We start from the raw sequence: 25,067 nt of genomic DNA, 5'->3' as shown, positions 1-25,067 counted from the left end.
AGACTGGCTTGCCTCCTGCCGCGACCATCCGATAGCTTGGACATGTGTCCAGCGATGTACTGGTTACCACCCCGGCCCAGCGCCAAACCGAACCCCACGCCGAAGCGGTGTCACGCAACCGCCGCCAGCAGGCAACCTTCCGCAAGGTGCTAGCTGCCGCCATGGCGACCCTGCGGGAGAAGTCATACGCCGACCTGACGGTGCGCCTGGTGGCGGCCCGCGCCAAGGTAGCCCCGGCGACGGCCTACACATACTTCTCGTCGAAGAACCATCTGATCGCCGAGGTCTACCTCGACCTGGTCCGCCAGGTCCCCTGCGTCACCGACGTCAACGTCCCGATGCCTATCCGGGTGACGAGCTCGTTGCGACACCTGGCGCTGGTGGTTGCCGACGAACCCGAAATCGGCGCGGCGTGCACGGCGGCGCTGCTCGACGGCGGCGCCGACCCCGCGGTGCGTGCGGTGCGCGACCGAATCGGCGCCGAGATCCACCGCCGCATCACATCGGCGATCGGACCTGGCGCCGATCCCGGTACCGTGTTCGCACTCGAGATGGCGTTCTTCGGAGCGCTCGTACAGGCCGGCAGCGGCACCTTCACCTACCACGAGATCGCCGATCGACTCGGGTACGTGGTGGGCCTGATCTTGGCCGGAGCTAACGAGCCGAGCACTGGTGGCAGCGAATGACCGTCCGCGTCGGTGACCCCGAACTGGTCCTGGACCCCTACGACTACGACTTTCACGAAGACCCGTACCCGTATTATCGTCGGCTGCGGGACGAGGCCCCGCTGTACCGTAACGAGGAACGCAATTTCTGGGCGGTGTCGCGGCACCACGACGTGCTGCAAGGCTTCCGGGACAGCACGGCGTTGTCGAATGCCTATGGGGTATCCCTGGATCCGTCCTCACGCACTTCTGAGGCGTACCGGGTAATGTCGATGCTGGCCATGGACGACCCCGCACATCTGCGGATGCGTACCTTGGTGTCCAAGGGCTTCACCCCACGGCGGATCCGTGAACTCGAGCCGCAGGTGCTCGAACTTGCCCGCATTCACCTGGATTCGGCCCTGCAAACCGAAAGTTTCGATTTCGTAGCAGAATTCGCTGGCAAGCTGCCGATGGATGTGATTTCAGAGCTGATAGGCGTGCCCGACACCGACCGGGCCCGCATCCGCGCGCTGGCCGATGCGGTGCTGCACCGCGAGGACGGCGTGGCCGATGTGCCCCCGCCGGCGATGGCGGCGTCGATCGAGCTGATGAGATATTACGCTGACCTGATCGCGGAATTCCGGCGGCGGCCCGCGAACAATCTGACGTCGGCACTGCTGGCAGCCGAGCTCGACGGCGACCGGCTTTCCGACCAGGAAATCATGGCGTTCCTGTTTCTCATGGTGATCGCCGGCAACGAGACCACCACCAAGCTACTGGCCAATGCCGTCTACTGGGCCGCCCACCACCCTGGCCAGCTGGCCCGCGTATTCGCCGACCACTCCCGGATTCCGATGTGGGTGGAGGAAACCCTGCGCTACGACACGTCCAGCCAGATTCTGGCCCGCACCGTCGCGCACGATCTCACGTTGTACGACACCACGATCCCCGAGGGTGAGGTGTTGCTGCTGCTACCGGGATCGGCCAACCGTGACGACCGGGTGTTCGACGACCCGGACGACTATCGCATCGGCCGCGAAATCGGCTGCAAACTAGTCAGTTTCGGCAGCGGTGCCCACTTCTGTCTGGGGGCTCACCTGGCCCGGATGGAAGCCCGGGTGGCCCTGGGCGCGCTGCTGCGTCGGATCCGCAACTACGAAGTCGACGACGACAACGTCGTGCGCGTCCATTCCAGCAACGTGCGCGGATTTGCCCATCTGCCGATCAGCGTGCAGGCCAGGTAATGCCACGCTTCGAACCTCACCCCGCCCGGCGGACCACCGTCGTCGCCGGCGCATCGTCGGGCATCGGCGCGGCCACCGCAACCGAACTCGCCGGCCGCGGGTTTCCGGTCGCCTTGGGGGCCCGCCGCATGGACAAGTTGGCCGAGCTGGTCGACAAAATCCGCGCCGACGGTGGCGAGGCGGTAGCCTTCCCCCTCGACGTGACCGATCCCGAGTCGGTGAAATCGTTTGTGGCGCAAACGGTCGAGGCACTCGGCGAGGTCGAACTGCTGGTGTCCAGTGCAGGCGACATGCTCCCGGGACAGCTGCACGAGGTCAGCACCGAGGCCTTTGCAGAGCAGGTTCAGATACACCTGGTCGGTGCCAACCGGCTGGCCACGGCCGTGCTACCGGCCATGGTGGCACGCCGGCGAGGTGACCTCATCTTCGTCGGATCCGATGTGGGCCTGCGCCAACGCCCGCATATGGGTGCCTACGGCGCCGCCAAGGCCGGTCTGGCCGCTATGGTCACCAACCTGCAGATGGAGTTGGAAGGCACCGGTGTTCGCGCATCGATCGTGCATCCGGGACCCACGCTGACCGGTATGGGCTGGCAGCTGTCGGCCGAACAAGTCGGCCCAATGCTGGCGGACTGGGCAAAGTGGGGGCAGGCCCGGCACAACTACTTCTTGCGACCCAGCGACCTGGCACGCGCTATCGCGTTCGTCGCAGAAACGCCGCGCGGGTGTGTCGTGGTGAACATGGAGATTCAACCGGAGGCCCCGCTGAGGGATGCGCCCGCGCACCGTCAGAAGCTAGTACTGGGCGAAGAGGGGATGCCGGGCTAATGAGCGCTGTTGCACTACCCCGGGTTTCGGGTGGCCACGACGAACACGGCCACCTCGAGGAGTTCCGCACCGATCCGATCGGGCTGATGCAACGGGTCCGCGACGAATGCGGAGACGTCGGTACCTTCCAGCTGGCCGGGAAGCAGGTCGTGCTGCTGTCCGGCTCGCACGCCAACGAATTCTTCTTCCGGGCGGGCGACGACGACCTGGACCAGGCCAAGGCATACCCGTTCATGACGCCGATCTTCGGCGAGGGCGTGGTGTTCGACGCCAGCCCGGAACGGCGTAAAGAGATGCTGCACAATGCCGCGCTACGCGGCGAGCAGATGAAGGGCCACGCTGCCACCATCGAAGATCAAGTCCGACGGATGATCGCCGACTGGGGTGAGGCCGGCGAGATCGATCTGCTGGACTTCTTCGCCGAGCTGACCATCTACACCTCCTCGGCCTGCCTGATCGGCAAGAAGTTCCGCGACCAGCTCGACGGGCGATTCGCCAAGCTCTATCACGAGTTGGAGCGCGGCACCGACCCACTAGCCTACGTCGACCCGTATCTGCCGATCGAGAGCTTCCGTCGCCGCGACGAAGCCCGCAATGGTCTGGTGGCACTGGTTGCGGACATCATGAACGGCCGGATCGCCAACCCACCCACCGACAAGAGCGACCGTGACATGCTCGACGTGCTCATCGCCGTCAAGGCTGAGACCGGCACTCCCCGGTTCTCGGCCGACGAGATCACCGGCATGTTCATCTCGATGATGTTCGCCGGCCATCACACCAGCTCGGGTACGGCTTCGTGGACGCTGATCGAGTTGATGCGCCATCGCGACGCCTACGCGGCCGTGATCGACGAACTCGACGAGCTGTACGGCGACGGCCGATCGGTGAGTTTCCATGCGCTGCGCCAGATTCCGCAGCTGGAAAACGTGCTGAAAGAGACGCTGCGCCTGCACCCTCCGCTGATCATCCTCATGCGAGTGGCCAAGGGCGAGTTCGAGGTGCAAGGCCACCGGATTCATGAGGGCGATCTGGTGGCGGCCTCCCCGGCGATCTCCAACCGGATCCCCGAAGACTTCCCCGATCCCCACGACTTCGTGCCAGCACGATACGAGCAGCCGCGCCAGGAAGATCTGCTCAACCGCTGGACGTGGATTCCGTTCGGCGCCGGCCGGCATCGTTGCGTGGGGGCGGCGTTCGCCATCATGCAGATCAAAGCGATCTTCTCGGTGTTGTTGCGCGAGTATGAGTTTGAGATGGCGCAACCGCCAGAAAGCTATCGTAACGACCATTCGAAGATGGTGGTGCAGTTGGCCCAGCCCGCTTGCGTGCGCTACCGCCGGCGAACGGGAGTTTAACGATGGGCTATCGAGTCGAAGCCGACCGGGATCTGTGCCAAGGACACGCGATGTGCGAGCTGGAGGCACCCGAGTATTTCCGGGTGCCCAAGCGCGGCCAGGTCGAAATCCTCGACCCCGAGCCGCCCGAGGAAGCCCGCGGCGTGATCAAGCATGCCGTGTGGGCCTGTCCCACCCAGGCACTGTCCATCCGAGAAACGGGAGAGTAACCGTGGCCGGCTATCCTCGCGACGAACTCGAAGATGTGGTTCACCGCTGGTTACAGGCCAACCGTACGGCGGAGCGGCGCGGCGACTGGACGTTGCTGGCCGACTTCTACACCGACGACGCCACCTACGGCTGGAACGTCGGTCCCAACGAGGACGTGATGTGCGTCGGCATCGACGAGATCCGCGACATTGCGCTGGGCCAGGAAATGGACGGCCTGCAGGGCTGGCGCTACCCCTATCAACGGGTCGTCATCGACGAGAAACAGGGCGAGGTGGTTGGGTTCTGGAAACAGGTTGCCACCGACGCCAATGGCGCCGAGCAGGAGGTGTACGGCATTGGCGGCAGCTGGTTCCGGTATGCCGGCGGCGGGAAATGGAACTGGCAACGCGATTTCTTCGACTTCGGTCATGTTTCCGCGCTCTACCTGGAATTGATCAAGGCCGGCAAGCTATCGCCAGGCATGCAGAAGCGCATCGAACGCGCCGTGTCGGGCAACAAAGTGCCGGGCTATTACCCGCTCGGCAAGACGCCGGTGCCACTGTGGTAAACGCCCTAGCGCCGTTGACCTACACTCAGCCAGTCGGCGTTCCGGCCGAGGCTAGGGACCACTCGTAGCCGAAGTTCAACGATGAAAGCAGGTTTGCGGTGAAGACCAAGGGCGCACTGATCTGGGAGTTCAACCAGCCATGGTCCGTCGAAGAGATCGAAATCGGCGACCCGCGCAAGGACGAAGTCAAGATCCAGATGGAAGCGGCTGGGATGTGCCGCTCCGACCATCACCTGGTGACGGGCGACATCCCGATGGCGGGCTTTCCCGTTCTGGGCGGACACGAGGGCGCGGGCATCGTCACCGAGGTCGGCCCGGGAGTCGACGACTTCGCCCCGGGCGATCACGTGGTGTTGGCATTCATCCCGTCCTGCGGCAAGTGTCCGTCCTGCCAGGCTGGAATGCGGAATCTGTGCGACCTGGGGGCGGGGCTGCTCGCCGGGGAATCTGTGACGGACGGCTCCTTCCGGATTCAGGCTCGCGGCCAGAACGTCTACCCGATGACCCTGCTCGGAACGTTTTCACCGTACATGGTGGTGCACCGCAGCTCGGTGGTGAAGATCGACCCGTCGGTGCCCTTCGAAGTCGCCTGCCTGGTTGGTTGCGGCGTCACCACCGGCTATGGTTCGGCGGTCCGCACGGCCGACGTCCGGCCGGGCGACGACGTGGCCATCGTCGGCTTGGGTGGGGTCGGCATGGCGGCGTTGCAGGGCGCGGTCAGCGCGGGCGCCCGCTACGTCTTCGCGGTGGAGCCGGTGGAATGGAAACGTGATCAGGCTCTGAAATTCGGTGCCACCCACGTCTACCCGGACATCAACGCCGCGCTGATGGGCATTGCCGAGGTCACCTACGGCCTGATGGCGCAGAAGGTGATCATCACCGTCGGCAAGCTCGATGGCGCCGACGTCGACAGCTATCTGACCATCACGGCCAAGGGCGGCACCTGCGTGCTGACGGCCATCGGCAGCCTGGTCGACACCCAGGTGACGCTGAACCTCGCGATGTTGACCCTGCTGCAAAAGAACATCCAGGGCACCATCTTCGGCGGCGGCAACCCGCACTACGACATTCCGAAGCTGTTGTCGATGTATAAGGCCGGCAAACTCAACCTCGACGACATGGTGACCACTGCGTACAAGCTGGAGCAGATCAACGACGGATACCAGGACATGCTGAACGGCAAGAACATTCGCGGCGTGATCCGGTACACGGACGACGACCGCTAGCCGGAGATAGCCATGACCCAAACGACCCAATCCCCGGCCCTGATCGCGTCGCAGTCGTCGTGGCGGTGCGTCCAAGCCCACGACCGGGAGGGCTGGCTGGCGCTGATGGCCGACGACGTCGTCATCGAGGATCCGATCGGCAAGTCCGTCACCAATCCCGATGGCAGCGGCATCAAAGGTAAGGAGGCCGTCGGCGCCTTCTTCGACACACACATTGCGGCCAATCGGTTGACGGTCACCTGCGAGGAGACGTTCCCGTCCAGCTCACCGGACGAGATCGCCCACATTCTGGTGTTGCACAGCGAGTTTGACGGCGGCTTTACCAGTGAGGTCCGCGGCGTGTTCACCTACCGGGTGAATAAGGCCGGTTTGATCACCAACATGCGTGGGTACTGGAACCTCGACATGATGACCTTCGGTAACCAGGAATGAAACCTGGGGGGGGGCCGTTGCGACGTCATATGCTCAACGGGTGTCGATCTTCACCAAGATCATCAACCGTGAACTGCCCGGCCGTTTCGTCTACGAGGACGACGACGTCGTGGCGTTCTTGACGATTGAGCCGATGACGCAAGGCCACACCTTGGTGGTGCCACGCGCCGAAATCGACCACTGGCAAAACGTGGATCCCGCGTTATTTGGCCGCGTCATGTCGGTGAGCCAGCTGATCGGCAAGGCCGTGTGCCGGGCGTTTTCAACCCAACGCGCCGGGATGATCATTGCCGGGCTGGAAGTGCCCCACCTACACATCCACGTGTTTCCCACCCGCAGCCTCAGTGATTTCGGCTTTGCCAACGTCGACCGCAACCCCTCACCGGGATCGCTGGACGAAGCGCAGGCCAAGATCAGGGCGGCCCTGGCACAACTGGCGTGAGGCTCAGCTGGTCCACGTCACTGACGCGCGGCAGCGAGACACGAAAGCAGCAACCCTCCCCGAGCGCGGTCGTCACGGTGACCGCTCCGCCATGGGCCGCCACCAAAGAGTCGACGATCGACAACCCCAGTCCGGTCCCGCCGCTGGCGCGCGCCCGCGACGAGTCGGCGCGATAGAACCGCTCGAACACCCGCAGCGCATCCTCCTGACTCATGCCCGGACCGTCATCGGCGACCTCGAGGATGGCGTCGTCGCCCTCGGTGCCGACTCGCACGGTGACGTCGGCGCTTTCCGGGGTGTGCTGTATGGCATTTGCAACGAGATTGCGCAGCACCTGCCGAAGCCGCGATTCGTCGCCGAGGACCTCCGGGGTGCCGGGGCCGTCAAGGACCTCCAGGGTGATCCTGCGTTTGGGGTCCATCGCCCGCGCGTCGTGCGCGGCATCACTGGCCAGCGCCAGCAGGTCCACCCGGCACAGTTCCAACGGCCGGTGCGCATCTAGCCGGGCAAGCAGCAGCAAATCGTCCACCAGCAGCCCCATCCGGCTCGCTTCGCTCTCAATCCGCGACAGCAGCATGCCCACGTCGCGGGCGGCTCCTTGTCGGTACAGCTCCGCGAAGCCGCGGATAGTGGTCAACGGGGTACGCAGTTCATGGCTGGCGTCGGTGATGAACTGTCGCATCCGGTCCTCTGAATCCCGGGCCTTTTCGGCGGAAGATTCCGCGGACGCCACCGCCCGCTGAATTTGTGCCAGCATTCCGTTGAGCGCCAACGAAAGCCGGCCGACCTCAGTTCGCGGATGCCACTGCGGGACCCGGCGATCCAGCTGCCCCGCGCCGATCGCCGCGGCCGTCTGCTCGAATTCTGCCAGCGGCCGCAGGCTGCGGCGAACCACAGCGTAGCCCGCCACCCCGGGGACAACCAGCACCGCACTGCCTATGCCGACCTGCAACAGCACCAGTGACCGCACGGTGCTCCGGACGTCGGCCAGATCAATGGCGACGGTGGTCAAGTAGCCATCCGACGCGCGCACCGAGACCGCGCGCCATAAAGTCTTGGATCCGCCGATCGATGGCAGCGTCGTCGGGTGCCGGCCGACATCATTGTTGGCGGGCACCGCCGGTATGGCAGTGTTGTCGTTGAGTGCCGTATAGCTCTGGCCGTCGGGGCTGATCACCCGAACGTAGAACCTCGACGGCGGCCGATCGGGGTTATGACCAGGGTAGGGGTCCGGCGCCAAGGGCAGCGTGATCTGCGCCCAGATTTGGGCTTCCTCGAGCAACACCCGATCGATCCGGCTGGTCAGCCGGTGCTGCAACATCGAGGTGACCGCGATCCCCGAGGCCACAAGTCCAGTGGCCACCAGGATCAGCGTGGCTGCGACCAGGCGTACCCGTAGGGGCAGCCTTCCTCGAAGGTGTCTGGCCATTGCCGCGTTCTCCTCGGGCTGCCGATCCGATTAACTACCAAGACTCATCGAGGCTCCCGCAGTACGTAGCCCACCCCGCGCAGCGTGTGCAGCAGCCGCTTCTCCCCAGTGTCGATCTTGCGGCGCAGATACGACACGTAGGACTCGACGACGTTGACATCACCACCGAAGTCGTAGCGCCAAACGTGGTCGAGAATCTTAGGCTTGCTCAGCACGGTGCCCGCGTTGATCACGAAATAGCGCAGCAGGGTGAATTCGGTGGGCGACAGCGACACCGGTTGGCCCGCCTTCCACACTTCGTGGGTCTCCTCGTCGAGCTCGATATCGGCGAACGTCAGTCGAACATTACGTGGTTCCTTGTTGCCCTTGCCCGCGCGTCGCAGGATGACCCGCAGCCTGGCCACGACCTCCTCCAAACTGAAGGGCTTTGTCACATAGTCGTCACCACCCAGGGTCAGACCCGCGATCTTGTCCTGTAGCGAGTCACGGGCCGTCAGGAACAACGCCGGGGCATCGATGCCGTCGGCGCGCAGCCGGCGCAGCACCCCAAAGCCGTCCATCCCGGGCATCATCACATCGAGGATCACCGCGTCCGGCCGGGTTTCCCGGGCCCGATCCAGCGCCTGTGCCCCGTTGGTCGCGGTGTAGACTTCAAAGCCCTGGAACTTGAGGCTCACCGACAGCAGTTCAACGATGTTGGCCTCATCATCGACCACGAGGACACGAGCCTCCGGTGTGGTGTTTTCGCCTGGGGTTCCCGCCGTCACGAGATCAACCCCTTTCCGCATTGGTTGAACGTTACCTTCACAGTCATTGTGTAATTCCTGAAAGCTCGTTGCCAGTAGTCTGCTAACAGTCTGCCAGGAATCGCCAAATCAGCTTGGACCGTTGCCGCTCAATCCACGGCGCGCCGTGAATACACTCGCAGAATGAACCTCGGCCAAACCCTCGTGGGTATTGCGACCTGGCCCGCACGAGCGGGGCTCGCCGCCGCCGACACCGGTTTGAACATGGCCGGCGCGGCGGTTGACATGGCCAAACAAGCGTTGGGTGATGCCGGCGGCGCAAGCGGGTCGACCTCAATGGCCAACATGCTGGGAATCGATGACACGATTGCCCGCGCCAACCGGCTGGCCAGGCTATTGGACGACGATATGCCGCTGGGACGCGCCATCGCGCCCAACGGGCCGATGGACCGGATGCTGCGGCCCGGCGGGGTGGTCGACCTGCTGACCCAGCCCGGCGGCTTACTCGACCGCCTGACCGCTGAAGGCGGCGCCATGCAGCGCGCGCTGCAACCGGGCGGACTGGCCGACCAGCTGCTCGCCGAGGACGGACTTATCGAGCGGGTGCTCTCCGAAGACGGGCTGGCCGACCGGCTGCTGGCCGAAGGCGGACTGATCGACAAGATAACGGCCAAGGACGGACCGCTCGAACAGCTCGCCGACGTCGCCGACACGTTGGCGCGGCTGACACCCGGGATGGAGGCGCTCGAGCCGGCCATCGCGACGCTGCAAGACGCTGTGATCGCACTTACCATGGTGGTCAACCCGCTGAGCAGCATCGCCGAGCGCATTCCACTGCCCGGGCGCCGTCCCGCGCGCCGCTCGTCGTCGCGGTCGGTGCGTTCGCAACGCGTCGTCGACAGCGAGTGAGCGGCTAGACTCACAGCGATTTCATCGGCCTCCTTAGCTCAGTGGTAGAGCACTCGCCTTGTAAGCGAGCGGTCGTCAGTTCAATCCTGACAGGGGGCTCAAGCGTTCGTGTAGTACCTCGGCTGATGCTTGACGTTTTGGGTTCGGGTGATGCCTGACGATGTTTCGGCTGATGCTTGACAGTTGGTTCGGCTGATCCTTGACACTCCTTCGATGAAGGAGTTGAGTGTGGCAGAACAGCGGTATCAAGCCGTGTTGGCGGTGATCAGCGACGGGTTGTCGATCTCGCAGGTTGCCGAGAAAGTTGGGGTGTCGCGGCAGACGCTGCATACCTGGTTGGCCCGCTATGAGGCCGAGGGCCTCGATGGCTTAAGGATCGGTACCGGAACAGCCTTATAAGCGAGCGGTCGTCCGTTCAATCCTGACCGGGGGCTCCACGAAGGCGCAGCTCAGGGCGCAATCTCGCGCTTCCGATGCGATCAAGATCGCCCGTTTTAGTTTTGACAACTCCCGACGGGACTCTGCACAAATGCGAACTCGCAGGTGGCAGACCACGGCAAGCGGCATGAAACACCGAGGCTGGCGGGGAAAGGCCGGCGGCCAGTGCACGCGGCGCAATTCCGATAGAAGTCCCAATCCCTTCGCGTTGTGTAGTTAGGCTCGAGGCGTCCTGGTTTGTCAATGGTGTGAGGGGGCCGTGATGGTCGGTTTCGCGTGGTTGCCTCCGGAGACCAATTCGCTACGGATGTATCTGGGTGCGGGGTCACGGCCACTATTGGCGGCGGCGGGGGCCTGGGACGGGTTGGCCGAGGAGTTGCACGCGGCGGCGTCGTCGTTCGGGTCGGTGACGTCGGAGTTGGCCGGCGGCGCTTGGCAGGGACCGGCGTCGGCCGCGATGGCGAATGCCGCGGGGCCGTATGCGAGCTGGTTGACCGCGGCTGGAGCCCAGGCCGAGCTGGCAGCGCGGCAGGCTCGGGCGGCGGCGGGTGCATTTGAGGAGGCGCTGGCCGGCGTGGTGCATCCGGCGGTGGTGCAGGCCAATCGTGTTCGGACGTGGTTGTTGGCGGTGTCGAATGTGTTCGGGCAAAACGCGCCGGCCATAGCGGCCATGGAATCCACCTACGAGCAGATGTGGGCACAAGACGTGGCGGTGATGGCCGGCTACCATGCCGCATCCTCGGCGGCAGCGGCACAGCTGGCGTCGTGGCAGCCGGCGTTGCCAAACATCAATTTGGGTGTCGGCAATATCGGCAACCTCAATGTCGGCAATGGTAATACCGGCGATTACAACCTGGGTAATGGAAACCTCGGTAACGCCAACTTTGGCGGCGGAAACGGAAGCGCCTTCCACGGCCAGATTTCCAGCTTCAACGTGGGTAGCGGCAACATCGGCAACTTCAACCTGGGTAGCGGAAACGGAAACGTTGGCATCGGACCGTCCAGCTTTAACGTGGGTAGCGGCAACATCGGTAATGCGAACGTCGGGGGTGGCAACTCTGGCGACAACAACTTCGGCTTCGGGAACTTTGGCAATGCCAACATTGGTATCGGAAATGCAGGTCCAAACATGAGTTCCCCCGCCGTGCCCACCCCCGGCAATGGGAATGTCGGGATTGGCAACGGTGGCAATGGAAACTTCGGCGGTGGTAACACGGGCAACGCAAATATCGGTCTGGGAAACGTAGGCGACGGCAACGTTGGCTTCGGGAACAGCGGCAGCTACAACTTCGGCTTCGGGAACACCGGCAACAATAATATCGGCATTGGGTTAACCGGCAGCAATCAGATCGGCTTTGGCGGACTGAATTCCGGTAGCGGTAATATAGGATTTGGTAACTCGGGCACCGGGAACATCGGCTTCTTCAACTCGGGCAGCGGCAACTTCGGCGTGGGCAACTCGGGCGTCACCAACACGGGCGTAGCCAACTCAGGCAACATCAACACCGGCTTCGGAAACTCCGGCTTTATCAACACCGGCTTCGGGAACGCGTTAAGCGTCAACACTGGCTTTGGCAACTCAGGTCAGGCCAATACCGGCATAGGGAACGCGGGCGATTTCAACACCGGCAACTTCAACGGCGGCATCATTAACACCGGTAGCTTCAACTCGGGTGCATTCAACTCAGGCAGCTTCAACGGAGGAGACGCTAATTCTGGTTTCTTGAACTCTGGCCTGACGAACACCGGCTTCGCAAATTCTGGCAATATCAACACGGGCGGCTTTAACGCGGGCAACCTGAACACCGGTTTCGGCAATACTACCGATGGGCTGGGCGAAAACTCGGGATTCGGAAACGCCGGCAGTGGAAATTCGGGTTTCAATAATTCTGGTAGGGGAAACTCCGGCGCCCAAAACGTTGGTAATTTACAAATCTCGGGCTTCGCCAACTCGGGCCAATCGGTAACGGGTTACAACAATTCGGTTAGTGTAACATCGGGTTTCGGGAACAAGGGAACCGGCCTGTTCAGTGGATTCATGTCGGGCTTTGGCAATACGGGTTTTCTACAGTCGGGCTTCGGTAATCTTGAAGCCAATCCCGACAACAACAGCGCCACATCGGGTTTCGGGAACTCTGGAAAGCAGGATTCTGGTGGCTTTAATTCGATCGATTTCGTGTCGGGCTTTTTCCACCGCTAGCTAACACTAGCCCGGTATCGTCCCGGCGACCGGGTCCGGCGTACGCCGTACCCGGAGGCAATCCGATCTGGATGTCCCATGCACGGCCGAGCAGGTTCCGCACGATCAGGGAAGCCTGCGGGCCGGCATCGTCGGGTCAATGCTGGCAGCGGCCTCCGGGCCATGTGGGGACCTATTGGTCGCTCGCGGTCATGGGATCAGGCTGGGCAGACCGATCGGCAGGCCGCTTAGATAGGGGTGGCCCGTAGCGTCGATCACGTCGTCAGCCACCGCATGTGGGAACTGGACCACAGCCGCGCCGACCTCATCGGCACCGTCTCGCACCGCGTTGATGACCGCCGCCGGATCGCCGGTGAACAGGGACTCCCAAATGTCGTAGGCCGCATATTGCGGCGCCGTGATCAGCTCGCGCACGTCGACGAATAACGCGGTCGGCAGCGACGCCGGCCCGACGGGTATCCCGTCCCAGCTGACCAGCGTCCAGCCGCCCTCGGGATTGCCCTGTACCACGACGGCGCCGGTGTTGGGCACCGGGTGGGTGAGCAGCAGTAGCGGATGGGGATTGTCGACGTTCATCATCGTCCCGACCCCGATGGTGAATGCGCTGGAGTAAGCGACCGACGTGATGTTGCCGTCTGCGGCCACGACCGGATTGGCCAAGGAAGCGTCGTAGATCGTTTGAACCGCACCGGTAAAGGCTCGGTTGAAGACGATCCCGTTGACGTCGGTGGAGCCCGGGGCCAGCATCGGCACGATGGGAAATCCGAGCGTCCAGGCGATCGGGCCGACGAGATACAGCAGGCCCGCGGGGCTGATCTGCGGCAGGTCCTCGAAGATGCCGGCATGGATCTCGTTGAGCCCGGGCAATACCTGCGGGGCCATCCCCAGCAAGTTCGCCAACGGCGCGGCGGTCTGCTGCGTTCTGATCAACTGCGAGTCGAAGATCCCGGCATAGGGGCCCTTGGCCGCGAGCGCGTTGGCGATGGCCTGCGCCTGTTGCTGGCCCAGCGCGGTGAGTCCGGGTCCGGGCACCGCCGTGTCGATCAACATTGCGGCGTTGCCCGGCGTCTGGCCGTGCCGCACGAAGTCGATGACGATCGACTGCCCGTTGCCGCCACCACCGATCGTGGCCATGCCGCCGGTACCGATGAACCACCCGCCACGACCGATAGCCCCATCGACCCCGCCAGCCCCGCCGGCTCCGCCCAGGCCGCCGTTGCCGAACAACAGCGCCTGGCCCCCGGCGCCGCCGTTACCGCCGACACCGCCCGCGCCACCCATGCCGCCGTTGCCCATCAACCAGCCGCCGGTGCCGCCCATGCCGCCCACTCCGCCGGCAAAGCCGGCGCCACCGGTACCCCCGTTGCCGATTAACCCGGCACTCCCACCGTTACCGCCGGTATAGCCGGCCCCACCGTCACCGAATAGCAAACCGCCGGGGCCACCGTTGGGAGCTGCCGCCGTCCCGGTGACGCCGTTGCCGATCAGATCGCGGCCGAGCAGCACGTTTGTCGGCGCATTGACAATCGGGGCGAGCGCCTCGCCGACCGGGCTGTTGATCCATTGCTGGCCGGTCGCGTGAATCGGACCATAGACGAACGCTTGGAACCCGTCGGAAACGGACGCGGGCGCCGAGCCCAGCGCCCCCCGGAGCGACGTCGCGATGGTCACCTCGGTAACCGCATACGATGTCGCTGCCGCGCTCAATCGGTGCACAAACTGCTCGTGATACGCCGCTGCCTGCGCCGCCGCCGCCTGATACTCCCGGGCATGCGCGCCGAACAGCGCCGCGAGTGCCGCCGATACCTCGTCGGCGGCCGCCGCCGCCACAGCGGTCGTCGGATTGGCTGCGGCCAGATTGCCCGCATTCACTGCCGAACCGATCTGCGCTAGATCCGCCGCGGCCGCCGCCAACGCGTCCCGCGCCACGATCACAAATGACATCGCTTACCCCCGGGTGTTGTCGCGTACTAGCCATGATGGAGCGCAGCGCCGGAACAGATGCGGGTATCGGCCAAAATGCAACGAGCATCCAAGCGTCTCCCGCTAGGACGCTGTCGGCTCGGTCGCCTTGCGAGCCATCCGCCACAGTTACTAGGATATCCAAGTATCGGGATTCCCCGCCGCCACCGGCTTGCACAGGACAACCATGACCACACAGATTTCACATTTCATCGACGGACAACGCACCGCCGGCCAGTCCACGCGCTCGGCCGACGTCTTCGACCCCAACACCGGCCAGATCCAGGCGAAGGTACCGATGGCCGGCAAGTCAGACATCGACGCGGCCGTGGCCTCCGCGGTCGAGGCCCAAAAGGGCTGGGCCGCATGGAATCCCCAGCGCCGTGCCCGGGTGTTGATGCGGTTTATCGAACTGGTCAACGACACCATCGACGAGTTGGCCGAGCTGTTGTCGCGTGAGCACGGCAAAACGCTGGCCGACGCCCGCGGCGACGTCCAGCGCGGCATCGAGGTAATCGAGTTCTGCCTGGGCATTCCCCACCTGCTCAAGGGCGAGTACACCGAGGGTGCCGGCCCCGGCATCGACGTCTATTCGCTGCGGCAGCCCCTGGGTGTGGTCGCGGGGATCACCCCGTTCAACTTCCCGGCGATGATTCCGCTGTGGAAGGCCGGCCCGGCCCTAGCGTGCGGCAACGCCTTCGTGCTCAAGCCAAGTGAGCGCGACCCGTCGGTTCCGGTGAGGCTGGCCGAGCTGTTCATCGAGGCGGGCCTGCCGGCGGGCGTGTTCCAGGTGGTGCACGGCGACAAGGAGGCCGTCGACGCCATCCTGCACCACCCCGACATCAAGGCCGTCGGCTTCGTCGGCAGCTCGGATATCGCTCAGTACATCTACGCTGGTGCCGCCGCCACCGGCAAGCGGGCGCAGTGTTTCGGCGGTGCCAAGAACCACATGATCGTGATGCCCGACGCGGACCTGGATCAGGCCGTGGACGCACTGATCGGCGCCGGATACGGCAGCGCCGGCGAACGCTGCATGGCGATCAGCGTCGCCGTGCCGGTGGGCGATCAGACCGCGGAGCGGTTGCGCGCCAGGCTGATCGAGCGGATCAATAACTTGCGGGTGGGACACAGCCTGGACCCCAAGGCGGACTACGGCCCGCTGGTCACCGGGGCGGCGCTGGCGCGGGTGCGCGACTACATCGGCCAGGGTGTGGCCGCCGGTGCCGAGCTGGTCGTTGACGGCCGCGACCGCGCCAGCGACGACCTGACCTTTGGGCTGCCTGAAGGCGATGCGAACCTGGAGGGCGGCTTCTTCATCGGGCCGACCCTGTTCGACCATGTCGCTGCCCACATGTCGATCTACACCGACGAAATCTTCGGGCCGGTGTTGTGCATGGTTCGCGCCCGCGACTACGAAGAGGCGTTGCGGCTGCCGTCGGAGCACGAATACGGCAACGGGGTGGCGATCTTCACCCGCGACGGCGACGCGGCCCGCGACTTCGTCTCCCGGGTGCAGGTGGGCATGGTCGGCGTCAACGTGCCGATCCCGGTGCCGGTGGCCTACCACACTTTCGGCGGCTGGAAGCGCTCCGGCTTCGGCGACCTCAACCAGCACGGCCCGGCGGCAATCCAGTTCTACACCAAGGTCAAGACCGTCACGTCGCGATGGCCGTCAGGCATCAAGGACGGTGCCGAATTCGTCATCCCCACAATGAGTTAGCGTGTCATGTTTGTCCTTAACGACGACGAACGGGTGATCGTCGAGACGGCGGCCGCCTTCGCCGGCAAACGCCTGGCTCCGCACGCCCTGGAATGGGATGCCGCCAAACACTTTCCGGTGGACGTGTTGCGGGAAGCGGCCGAACTCGGCATGGCCGCGATCTATTGCCGCGACGACGTCGGCGGCAGTGGGCTGCGCCGGCTCGACGGCGTGCGCATCTTCGAGCAGTTGGCGATCGCCGACCCGGTGACCGCCGCGTTTTTGTCCATCCACAACATGTGCGCGTGGATGATTGACAGCTTCGGCACCGACGAGCAACGCAAGGACTGGATTCCGCGACTGGCCACCATGGGCGTCATCGCCAGCTACTGCCTGACCGAACCGGGCGCCGGATCCGATGCCGGCGCACTGAGCACCCGCGCCGTCAGGCACGGCTCAGGAAAAGGCGGCGACTACGTGCTCGATGGCGTCAAACAATTCATTTCCGGGGCCGCAGCATCGGACGTGTATGTGGTGATGGCGCGCACGGGCGCCGAGGGTCCGCGCGGCGTGTCGGCGTTCATCGTCGAAAAGGGCACACCGGGGCTGAGTTTCGGCGCGCCCGAAGCGAAGATGGGTTGGCATGCCCAACCCACCGCGCAGGTGGTGCTGGACGGGGTGCGGGTACCCGCCGAGGCCATGCTGGGCGGCGCCGACGGCGAAGGCGCCGGCTTCGGTATCGCGATGAGCGGCCTCAACGGCGGCCGGCTCAATATCGCAGCATGCTCGCTGGGTGGCGCGCAGGCCGCCTTTGACAAAGCGGGCGCCTACGTTCGCGACCGACAGGCCTTCGGCGGATCGCTGCTCGACGAGCCCACCGTGCGGTTTACCCTGGCCGACATGGCTACCGGGCTGCAGACGTCGCGAATGTTGTTGTGGCGGGCCGCAAGTGCGCTCGATGACGACGACGCCGACAAGGTCGAGCTGTGTGCGATGGCCAAGCGCTACGTCACCGACACCTGCTTTGAGGTCGCCGACCAGGCCCTGCAGCTGCACGGCGGCTATGGCTATCTGCGCGAGTATGGTCTGGAGAAGATCGTCCGCGACCTGCGGGTGCATCGCATCCTGGAAGGGACCAACGAGATCATGCGGCTGGTCATCGGTCGGGCCGAGGCCGCGCGGTTCCGCGCCACCGTTTAGAGAGGCTCAGATGACGACCATCGCCTTCCTAGGTTTGGGCAACATGGGTGCGCCGATGTCGGCGAATCTGGTTGGTGCGGGCCACGTCGTGCGTGGATTCGACCCGGCACCCACGGCGGCGTCCGGCGCCGCCGCGCACGGTGTCGCGGTGTTTCGTAGCGCGCCCGAAGCGGTGGCCGAGGCCGACGTGGTCATCACCATGCTGCCCACCGGCGAGGTGGTCCGGCGCTGCTACACCGACGTGCTGGCCGCCGCGCGTCCGGCAACGCTGTTCATCGACAGCTCCACGATCTCGGTCACCGATGCCCGTGAGGTGCACGCGCTGGCCGAATCGCACGGCATGCTCCAACTGGATGCGCCGGTCTCCGGCGGGGTGAAGGGCGCCGCCGCCGCGACGCTGGCATTCATGGTCGGCGGCGACGAGTCCACGCTACGGCGGGCACGCCCGGTACTAGAGCCCATGGCGGGCAAGATCATTCACTGCGGCGCCGCCGGTGCCGGACAGGCCGCCAAGGTGTGCAACAACATGGTGCTGGCGGTGCAGCAGATCGCGATCGCCGAGGCGTTCGTGCTGGCCGAGAAGCTCGGGCTGTCCGCACAATCGTTGTTCGACGTCATCACCGGCGCGACCGGCAATTGCTGGGCGGTGCACACCAATTGCCCGGTGCCGGGCCCGGTGCCCACCTCACCGGCCAACAACGACTTCAAGCCCGGGTTTTCGACCGCGTTGATGAACAAGGACCTGGGCCTGGCGATGGATGCGGTGGCCGCCACCGGTGCGACGGCCCCGCTGGGCAGCCACGCCGCCGACATCTACGCCAAATTCGCCGCCGACCACGCCGACCTGGACTTCAGCGCGGTGATCCACACGTTGCGCGCGCGAGCAGACGCATAAGCGCCCATTTCGACACGAAATTGGGCGCTTATGCGTCTGCTCGCCCTCAGAGGTCGCCGGCACACCCATCAGCCCTCGGCGGCGTCTTTCGGGTCCGACAGCCCCGGCAGGTAGGGGGCAAGGCCTTGCGTGTACCAGCCCAGCGGCTGGTTGCGCCACTGCGTTGGAATGTCCGGCAGCGTGAAGTCGTTCTCGTAGGCCGAGCATCCGACACTGCGGCCGATATCCAATGCCAGATCGGCCAACTTGCTCAGCTCGACCCCGGTGCCCATCGGCATGATGTGGATGACGCAGTCGCCCACTATGGCCCGCACTTGCCCTAGATAGTTTAGTCCCACACCTTCGGCTGGTAGGGCGGAAACGGCACCGGATCCGGAGGCGGCTCCTGAGGTTTGGGGCCGAATCCGATAGCCCGGTAGCCTGGTGTACCAGACGAACGACCAGGCGCACGTGGAGTCGAAAGAACAACCGTGTGGTGCGCAAACACGCGTTCCACTGGCGCTACGACAGCACCGAGGAACTGGAGTTGCTCAACCAGCTGTGGCAGCTGGTGTCGCTGCGTCTGAACTTTTTCACCCCGACCAAGAAGGCCCTTGGCTTTCGGCCGTAGCTGCTCGAATTGACGCGAGGACGGTGAATCGTCTGGCGCAGCGGTTTGTCCGGTCGCCGACTGTACTTGAGGACCGCTCGCTAGAGCGGCGGGCGAATGTGGCGCACCGAGGCAAACCGGGCGAAATCCCTGTCCAGGCTCACCACGGCGCAGTGATGCCCCACTGCTATGGCCGCGAGTACCGCGTCAGGTATCAAGTCGCCCGATGCGTCGGCCTCGTCGCAGAGTTTTCGCAGCAGCATGAGGTGTCTGGGACCGGGGTTCGTCGGAAGGTGATGGGGCTGGGCGGTGACGGCTTCGACGAATGCGAATGCCTCTGCTCGCGGTGACGGAATCTCGAAGATGCGTCGATTCGTTGCCAGCCGGAGGAACGACGCCCATACCAGGTTCGGCACTGTGAAGGGGTCGTCAGCCGCGAGCAGTCGATCGAACCAGGGGCGGACGGTTCGGTGATTCGGGTGGTCACCGCGGTGTGCAGCCAGCAGCACGTTGGCGTCGAGAAGGAACATTGCCGTTCTGCGCCTATTGGGGGTTACTTCCGGGAGTTCAGTTCCAGGCCCTCGTCGAGCACTTCGGACAACGCTCTATTCGAGGTCAGGTCGATGCCTCGCCGCGGACCGGTGCCGCCGTCGAAAACCGGGACGGTCGGGCGGGCGCCGCCGACGTGGGCGGCGGCGAACTCCCGCCGAAGGGCGTCCTCGATCACAGCGCCCAGCGATTGACCACGCTCGCGGGCCCGGCGTTTGGCGGCAGCGAGTATTTCATCGGAGATTGACACCGTGGTGCGCATGATGCACACGGTAACGCATCAACAGCATCATCTGCGGTCGAGCGGCCGAAGCGATGCTGTCAACGCCGCGCGCGGTCGCAGGCCCGCCGGCTACATCAAGCCGTTCAGCCCGTTCTCACCGAGCAGCAGCCCGCCGGCGCCGCCGGCGCCGCTGGGGCCGGGTGCACCCCCGGATTTCCCGGCGTTACCGCTGTTACCGCCGTTGCCGCCGTTGCCGCCGTTGCCGATCAGCACGGCGCTGCCGCCGACGCCGCCCTTGCCGCCGATGTGGAAAGCACCGGACAAACCGGTGGCGCCGCCGGCGCCGCCGTCACCTCCGAGACCGAACGCTCCGGACTTGCCGCCGGCCCCGCCGTCCCCGCCGGTGGCGGCGCCGGTGGCGGAGGCGCCGGCCCCGCCGGCCCCGCCGGAGCCGACGAGCAAACCCGCGTCGCCGCCGGCCCCGCCGGCGCCGCCGTTGCCAGAGTTGCTGAACCCGCCGCTCCCGCCGGCGCCGCCGGAGCCGAAGAGCAAGCCTCCGGCGCCGCCGATGCCGCCGACCACGCCGGCGGCGGTCAGGCTGGAACCGCCGCTGCCGCCGGCCCCGCCGGAGGCGCCGAGGGAGAGCAAGCCGGCGTCGCCGCCGGCCCCGCCGGCCCCTCCGGAAACTCCGGCGGCGGTGCTATGGCTGCCGGCGCCGCCGGTGCCGCCGGCGCCGAACAGCCCGCCGTTGCCGCCCGCCCCGCCGGCGCCGCCGGCGAGGGTGCTTCCCCCGCCGGCCCCGCCGGTCCCGCCGGCGCCGAACAGCCCGCCGTTCCCACCTGCCCCGCCGATCCCGCCAGCCCCAGCGGGGCTGCCAAACCCACCGGGCCCGCCGGCTCCCCCGTTGGCGAACAGCCCGCCGTTACCGCCGGCCCCGCCATTGCCACCGACCGCGCCGGCACCACCGGCCCCGCCGGCCCCGGCGGCGCCCAAGAGCGCACCGGCGTTGCCGCCGGCCCCGCCATTGCCACCGACCGCGCCGGCACCACCGCTTCCGCCGGCCCCGCCGGAGCCGAAGAGCAAGGCGGCTCCGCCGGCCCCGCCAATCCCGCCGAGGCCGGTGGCGCCGGGCCCGCCGCTGCCCCCGGTGCCGCCGGTGCCGAACAAGATCCCGCCGGCCCCGCCGGCCCCGCCGGCCCCGCCGTTGACGCCGCCGATCGTTCCCTGCCCGCCGTTTCCGCCGTTGCCGAACAACCAGCCGCCGGCTCCGCCGTCAGCCCCGGTCCCCGGAGTGCCGTTGGCGCCGTTGCCGATCAGCGGACGCCCGGTGAGCGTCTGGAAGGGGTCGTTCACCATATTGATCACGTCCTGCTGCAGGGTGTGCAGGGGCGAGGTGCTGGCGGGGGCCGTAAAGCCGTCCAGGCCCAACAGCACCCCCCCGGTACCGCCGATGCCGGCCTTGCCCAGGGTCGCGCCGGTCCCGCCGCTGCCGCCGTTGCCGCCGTTGCCGATCAACACGCCGGTGCCGCCGGCCCCGCCGGGCCCACCGTCCCCGCCGCCGGTGCTCGCGCCGCCGTTGCCGCCGTTGCCGCCGTTGCCGATCAGCCCGGGGGCCCCGCCGGCCCCGCCGGCGGCGCTGTCCCCGACGCTTTTACTAATGCCGCCGGCGCCGCCGGAGCCGCCGGAGCCGAAGAACATGCCGGCGTCGCCGCCGGCTCCGCCGGCCCCGCCGAATCCGCCGCTGCGACTAGCGCCGCCGGTCCCGCCGGCCCCGCCATCACCAGTGGCGAGTGTCCCGGCGTTGCCGCCGGCCCCGCCGGCCCCGCCAGTGAGGTTGCCCGACCCGCCGCTGCCGCGTTCCCTTCCGGCGCCAAACAGCCCGCCCGCCCCGCCGGCCCCGCCTGCCCCGCCGGTGGCACCGCCGTTCGAGAATCCGCCGACGCCGCCGACCCCGGCGGCGCCGAACAGCATGCCGGCGTTTCCGCCGGCCCCGCCGGCCCCACCGGCCCCGCCGGCGACGTCGGTGGAGGCCCCGCCGGCCCCGCCGCTGCCGAACAGCCCGCCGGCCCCGCCGTTACCGCCGGCCCCAGCGCCGGGGGCGCCAGACCCGCCGGCGCCGCCGTTGCCGATCAACCACCCGCCGGGCCCGCCGTTGGCTCCGGTCCCGGGGGCGCCGTTGGCGCCGTTGCCGATCAGCGGGCGCCCGGTGGCCGCCACGAATTGCGCGTTGATCGGGGCCAGCAGCGGCGACACGGCGGCGGCCTCGGCGGCCGCATACGCGCCTCCGCCGGCGCTCAGGGCCTGCACGAACTGGGCGTAAAACGCCGCCGCCTGTGCGCTCGCCGCCTGGTAGGCCTGGCCTTGGGCACCGAACAACGCCGCAATCGCTGTCGACACCTCATCGGCACCCGCGGTCAACAATCCCGTCGTGTTGACGGCCGCCGCCGCATTAGCCGAGCTAATCGCCGACCCGATCCCCGCCAAATCCGCTGCCGCCGCCACCACCAGCTCCGGCGAAACCATCACCCATGACATCGCATGCCTCCCAACCCCTCACGGCCTGGTGCCCGACTACCAGCGACACACCCGTACGGGTAGGAATTAATTGCAGAAATCAACGATATCGCGATCCGGCACCGCATGCAGCGCTTCCACACGTTTCGCAGGCGCCAGCTGCTGGACGGCTCACGGGTCGCGGCGGCGTTGCCGACAAACGGGCGGCGGTGCCGGGCACAGGGCGCGCCGCGAAACCCGCACCGCCCGGATAGCCGTCGTCACGACGACCCGCGACGGGCCTCTGACAAAGCGCTCGAGCGCCGGGGATCTTCGCCGAGATACCTGGCGCGGCGGCCCCCATTTTGGCGGCCCGCTCCGCAGCCGATCTGCATCACCGGCGAGTGGTTGACGCCCGGAAGCCATGCCGTGCCGCCCGGCTACGGCAACCCGTTGAGCCCGTTTTGGCCCAGCAGCAACCCGCCGGCGCCGCCGGTTCCGGGGCTGCCGGCGTTGGCGCCGGTGCCGCCGTTGCCGCCGTTGCCGCCGGTGCCGATCAGCCCGGCGCTGCCGCCGACGCCACCGGCCCCGCCGAAGCCCAGCCAGCCGGCATTGCCGCCGGCCCCACCGACCCCACCGGCGGTGCCGAACCCGCCGAACCCGCCGGCCCCGCCGCTGGACAACAGCAGCCCGGCGTTGCCACCGGCCCCGCCGTCCCCACCGAGGAAACCAAATCCGCCGGCGCCGCCGGCGCCGCCGCTGCCGAACAGCAGCCCTGCGCTACCGCCGGCCCCGCCGTCCCCACCGGTGTCCAGGTTTTCGCCGTCACCGCCGGCTCCGCCGGCGCCGCCCGGCCCGGCGAGCATTCCGGCATTCCCGCCGGCCCCGCCAACCCCGCCGTCGCCATTAGTGCTGAGCCCGCCGGTCCCGCCGTGACCTCCGCCGGCACCGATCAGCCCGGCCAGCAGTCCGCCGGTCCCGCCGGCCCCACCGGCCCCGCCGTCGCCACCAACAAGGCCGGTTCCACCGGCCCCGCCGGCCCCACCGGCGCCCCACAGCCCACCGACCCCGCCTCCCCCGCCGGTGCCGCCGAGTACGGTGCTGGCTCCGCCGATCCCGCCGGCCCCGCCGTCGCCGAGCAGCCAGCCGCCGGCCCCGCCGGCCCCACCGGCCCCGCCGCCACCCGCCGAGCTGCCTCCGGCCCCGCCGGCCCCGCCGGTACCCCACAGCCCGGCAGCCCCGCCCGCCCCGCCGGGCGCGCCCGAGCCCGCCGCGCCGGACCCGCCGGCCCCGCCGTCGCCGAGCAGCCACCCACCGGGGGCCCCGGTGGCCCCGCTGCCGACCGCCCCGGGGGTGCCGTTGCCGATCAGCGGTCGCCCGGTCAGTGTCTGGGTCGGCGCGTTGATCGCGGCCAGCGCCTGTTGTTTCAGGGTGTGCAGCGGAGAGGCGCTGGCCGGGGTGTTGAAGCCGTCGGCGCCCAGCAGCAGCCCACTGATCCCACCCGCGCCGGTATCACCCGCGGTCGGTCCGGTTCCGCCGATGCCGGCGTTGCCGCCGTTGCCGATCAGCACCCCGTCGCCGCCGGCCCCGCCGGTACCGCCGGTCACGGCGCCTTGCCCACCGGCGCCGCCGGCCCCGCCGTTACCGATCAGCAACCCGGCCTTGCCGCCGGCCCCGCCGACACCCCCGTCACCGGTTTCGCCGAACCCGCCGGCCCCGCCGACCCCACCGGAGCCCAACCAGCCGGCGTCACCGCCGGCACCGCCGGCTCCCCCGTCGGTATCGCCGAACCCGCCGGTCCCCCCGGATCCGGCGTTGCCGAACAGCACACCGGTGTTGCCGCCGGCCCCACCGGCCCCACCGTCACCACCTAGGCCGGCTCCGCCGGATCCACCGGTGCCGCCGGCACCGAACAGCAGCCCGGCGTTGCCGCCAGCCCCACCGACCCCACCGTTGTTGAGAAAGCCACGTCCGCCGGTCCCGCCGGCCCCGCCCGGCCCGGCCAGCAGCCCGGCCAGCAGCCCACCGGCTCCGCCAGTTCCCCCGACCCCACCGGTGACGGCGCCTAGCCCGCCGGCGCCGCCGTGCCCGCCAGCACCCAACAGCCCGCCGGCCCCACCAACCCCGCCGGCCCCACCGGCGCCGGCCCCGAGCCCGCCGACCCCGCCGACCCCACCGGTGCCCAACAACCAGCCACCTGATCCACCGGCACCCCCGGCCTCGCCATCACCTACCGTGGAACTCCCGCCGGCCCCACCAGCCCCGCCGGTGCCGAACAACCCGGCGGCCCCGCCGGCCCCGCCGGGCAGGCCCGAGCCAGCGGCGGCGGACCCGCCGGCCCCACCATTACCGAGCAACCACCCGCCCGGCGCACCATTGGCCCCCGTGCCCGGGGCCCCGTTGGCGCCGTTGCCGATCAACGGGCGCCCCGTGAGCGCGACACTTTGCGCATTGACGGCGGCCAGCAGGTCCTGCTGCACGCTCTGCGCCGGGTTGGCCAGCACCGCCGCGCCGGCGGCCTCCGCGCTGGCGTAGGCCCCCGCACCCGCGCTCAACGCCTCCACGAACTGGGCGTGAACCGCCGCCGCCTGCGCACTGGCCACCTGATAGGCCCGGCCGTGGGCGGAAAACAACGCCGCGATCGCCGCCGACACCTCATCCTGGGCCGCGGCCACGATGCCCGTCGTCGTAGCCGCCGCGGCCGCATCGGCCGCGCCCAGCACCGAGCCCAGAGCGGCCAGATCCGTTGCCGCCGACCCCAACACCTCCGGCATCGCCAGCACGAACGACATGTGCCACCTCCCA

At 67.4% G+C, this 25,067-nt stretch carries 23 protein-coding genes and 1 tRNA gene; 16 read left to right on the top strand and 8 right to left on the bottom strand.

Translation table 11 applies throughout. From position 1 onward, the window contains the following. Positions 1-44: 44 nt before the first annotated feature. The 9 genes from Rv0767c to Rv0759c all read left to right on the top strand — a co-directional run bounded on the left by Rv0767c (position 45) and on the right by Rv0759c (position 6,930). Positions 45-686 (top strand): HTH-type transcriptional regulator, encoded by a 642-nt coding sequence (locus Rv0767c; protein NP_215281.1) that lies wholly within the window; start codon positions 45-47, stop codon positions 684-686. Further along, on the top strand, positions 683-1,891 hold the full coding sequence (gene cyp123, locus Rv0766c; RefSeq protein NP_215280.1) for a cytochrome P450 Cyp123: 1,209 nt from the start codon (positions 683-685) through the stop codon (positions 1,889-1,891). The genes Rv0767c and cyp123 overlap by 4 nt, the downstream gene beginning before the upstream one ends. Next, complete coding sequence (locus Rv0765c) at positions 1,891-2,718, top strand: oxidoreductase (protein NP_215279.1); 828 nt, start codon at positions 1,891-1,893, stop codon at positions 2,716-2,718. Before cyp123 ends, Rv0765c begins: the two co-directional genes overlap by 1 nt. Then, positions 2,718-4,073: a lanosterol 14-alpha demethylase gene (cyp51, locus tag Rv0764c; RefSeq protein ID NP_215278.1), complete on the top strand. Its 1,356-nt coding sequence runs from the start codon at positions 2,718-2,720 to the stop codon at positions 4,071-4,073. Before Rv0765c ends, cyp51 begins: the two co-directional genes overlap by 1 nt. A gap of 2 nt (positions 4,074-4,075) precedes the next feature. Continuing rightward, complete coding sequence (locus Rv0763c) at positions 4,076-4,282, top strand: ferredoxin (protein NP_215277.1); 207 nt, start codon at positions 4,076-4,078, stop codon at positions 4,280-4,282. A gap of 2 nt (positions 4,283-4,284) precedes the next feature. Continuing rightward, on the top strand, positions 4,285-4,830 hold the full coding sequence (locus Rv0762c) for a hypothetical protein (RefSeq protein ID NP_215276.1): 546 nt from the start codon (positions 4,285-4,287) through the stop codon (positions 4,828-4,830). Positions 4,831-4,928: 98 nt separating this feature from the next. After that, a complete protein-coding gene (gene adhB / locus Rv0761c; RefSeq protein YP_177754.1) occupies positions 4,929-6,056 on the top strand; it encodes an alcohol dehydrogenase B in 1,128 nt (375 codons plus the stop codon). Between the two features lie 12 nt (positions 6,057-6,068). Further along, on the top strand, positions 6,069-6,488 hold the full coding sequence (locus tag Rv0760c) for a hypothetical protein (RefSeq protein NP_215274.1): 420 nt from the start codon (positions 6,069-6,071) through the stop codon (positions 6,486-6,488). A 109-nt stretch (positions 6,489-6,597) separates the two neighbouring features. Continuing rightward, positions 6,598-6,930 carry a hypothetical protein gene (locus Rv0759c; RefSeq protein NP_215273.3) on the top strand — a complete coding sequence of 111 codons (333 nt, stop codon included), beginning with the start codon at positions 6,598-6,600 and terminating at the stop codon, positions 6,928-6,930. Here Rv0759c and phoR read toward each other — a convergent pair. Together phoR and phoP are read right to left on the bottom strand one after the other, a co-directional pair. Beyond that, positions 6,902-8,359: a two component system response sensor kinase PhoR gene (gene phoR / locus Rv0758; protein NP_215272.1), complete on the bottom strand. Its 1,458-nt coding sequence runs from the start codon at positions 8,357-8,359 to the stop codon at positions 6,902-6,904. The genes Rv0759c and phoR overlap by 29 nt on opposite strands. Positions 8,360-8,403: 44 nt before the next feature. Further along, on the bottom strand, positions 8,404-9,147 hold the full coding sequence (gene phoP / locus Rv0757) for a two component system response transcriptional positive regulator PhoP (RefSeq protein ID NP_215271.1): 744 nt from the start codon (positions 9,145-9,147) through the stop codon (positions 8,404-8,406). A 141-nt stretch (positions 9,148-9,288) separates the two neighbouring features. Between phoP and Rv0756c the strand changes: the two genes are divergently transcribed. From Rv0756c to PPE12, 3 genes are all read left to right on the top strand, one after another. Continuing rightward, the gene (locus Rv0756c; protein ID NP_215270.1) at positions 9,289-10,014 is read left to right on the top strand and encodes a hypothetical protein; all 726 of its coding nucleotides are present in this window, start codon (positions 9,289-9,291) and stop codon (positions 10,012-10,014) included. A 27-nt stretch (positions 10,015-10,041) separates the two neighbouring features. Further along, positions 10,042-10,113: transfer RNA gene (gene thrV, locus Rvnt09), tRNA-Thr, on the top strand. Positions 10,114-10,714: 601 nt separating this feature from the next. Beyond that, a complete protein-coding gene (gene PPE12 / locus Rv0755c) occupies positions 10,715-12,652 on the top strand; it encodes a PPE family protein PPE12 (protein ID YP_177753.1) in 1,938 nt (645 codons plus the stop codon). A 189-nt stretch (positions 12,653-12,841) separates the two neighbouring features. On the opposite strand, the gene PE_PGRS11 is transcribed toward PPE12, so the two are convergent. Continuing rightward, on the bottom strand, positions 12,842-14,596 hold the full coding sequence (PE_PGRS11, locus tag Rv0754; RefSeq protein ID YP_177752.1) for a PE-PGRS family protein PE_PGRS11: 1,755 nt from the start codon (positions 14,594-14,596) through the stop codon (positions 12,842-12,844). 205 nt (positions 14,597-14,801) lie between these two features. On the opposite strand from PE_PGRS11, the gene mmsA reads away from it, so the two are divergent. The 3 genes from mmsA to mmsB are packed head-to-tail and all read left to right on the top strand — an operon-like array spanning position 14,802 to position 18,408. Continuing rightward, a complete protein-coding gene (gene mmsA / locus Rv0753c) occupies positions 14,802-16,334 on the top strand; it encodes a methylmalonate-semialdehyde dehydrogenase (RefSeq protein ID NP_215267.1) in 1,533 nt (510 codons plus the stop codon). Positions 16,335-16,340: 6 nt separating this feature from the next. Beyond that, positions 16,341-17,513, top strand: a complete 1,173-nt coding sequence (gene fadE9 / locus Rv0752c) for an acyl-CoA dehydrogenase FadE9 (RefSeq protein ID NP_215266.1) — start codon at positions 16,341-16,343, stop codon at positions 17,511-17,513. 10 nt (positions 17,514-17,523) lie between these two features. Beyond that, complete coding sequence (mmsB, locus tag Rv0751c) at positions 17,524-18,408, top strand: 3-hydroxyisobutyrate dehydrogenase (RefSeq protein ID NP_215265.1); 885 nt, start codon at positions 17,524-17,526, stop codon at positions 18,406-18,408. Between the two features lie 68 nt (positions 18,409-18,476). Here mmsB and Rv0750 read toward each other — a convergent pair whose 3' ends face one another. Beyond that, a complete protein-coding gene (locus Rv0750) occupies positions 18,477-18,722 on the bottom strand; it encodes a hypothetical protein (protein NP_215264.1) in 246 nt (81 codons plus the stop codon). 158 nt (positions 18,723-18,880) lie between these two features. Here Rv0750 and Rv0749A point away from each other — a divergent pair, with 158 nt between their 5' ends. Beyond that, a complete protein-coding gene (locus Rv0749A; RefSeq protein YP_177632.1) occupies positions 18,881-19,018 on the top strand; it encodes a hypothetical protein in 138 nt (45 codons plus the stop codon). A gap of 80 nt (positions 19,019-19,098) precedes the next feature. Here the strand turns inward: Rv0749A and vapC31 are convergent, their stop codons facing one another. The 4 genes from vapC31 to PE_PGRS9 all read right to left on the bottom strand — a co-directional run bounded on the left by vapC31 (position 19,099) and on the right by PE_PGRS9 (position 25,054). Further along, positions 19,099-19,527 carry a ribonuclease VapC31 gene (gene vapC31 / locus Rv0749; RefSeq protein NP_215263.1) on the bottom strand — a complete coding sequence of 143 codons (429 nt, stop codon included), beginning with the start codon at positions 19,525-19,527 and terminating at the stop codon, positions 19,099-19,101. A gap of 23 nt (positions 19,528-19,550) precedes the next feature. Next, positions 19,551-19,808 (bottom strand): antitoxin VapB31, encoded by a 258-nt coding sequence (gene vapB31 / locus Rv0748; protein NP_215262.1) that lies wholly within the window; start codon positions 19,806-19,808, stop codon positions 19,551-19,553. A gap of 90 nt (positions 19,809-19,898) precedes the next feature. Beyond that, positions 19,899-22,304, bottom strand: a complete 2,406-nt coding sequence (gene PE_PGRS10 / locus Rv0747) for a PE-PGRS family protein PE_PGRS10 (RefSeq protein YP_177751.1) — start codon at positions 22,302-22,304, stop codon at positions 19,899-19,901. Positions 22,305-22,702: 398 nt separating this feature from the next. Further along, on the bottom strand, positions 22,703-25,054 hold the full coding sequence (gene PE_PGRS9, locus Rv0746; RefSeq protein ID YP_177750.1) for a PE-PGRS family protein PE_PGRS9: 2,352 nt from the start codon (positions 25,052-25,054) through the stop codon (positions 22,703-22,705). Between the last annotated feature and the right edge of the window lie 13 nt (positions 25,055-25,067).

This window comes from Mycobacterium tuberculosis H37Rv (assembly GCF_000195955.2).
GTDB classification, from domain to species: Bacteria; Actinomycetota; Actinomycetes; order Mycobacteriales; family Mycobacteriaceae; genus Mycobacterium; species Mycobacterium tuberculosis.
Note: the sequence above shows the minus strand (reverse complement) of the source record. Positions and strands in the feature narration are given on the sequence as shown.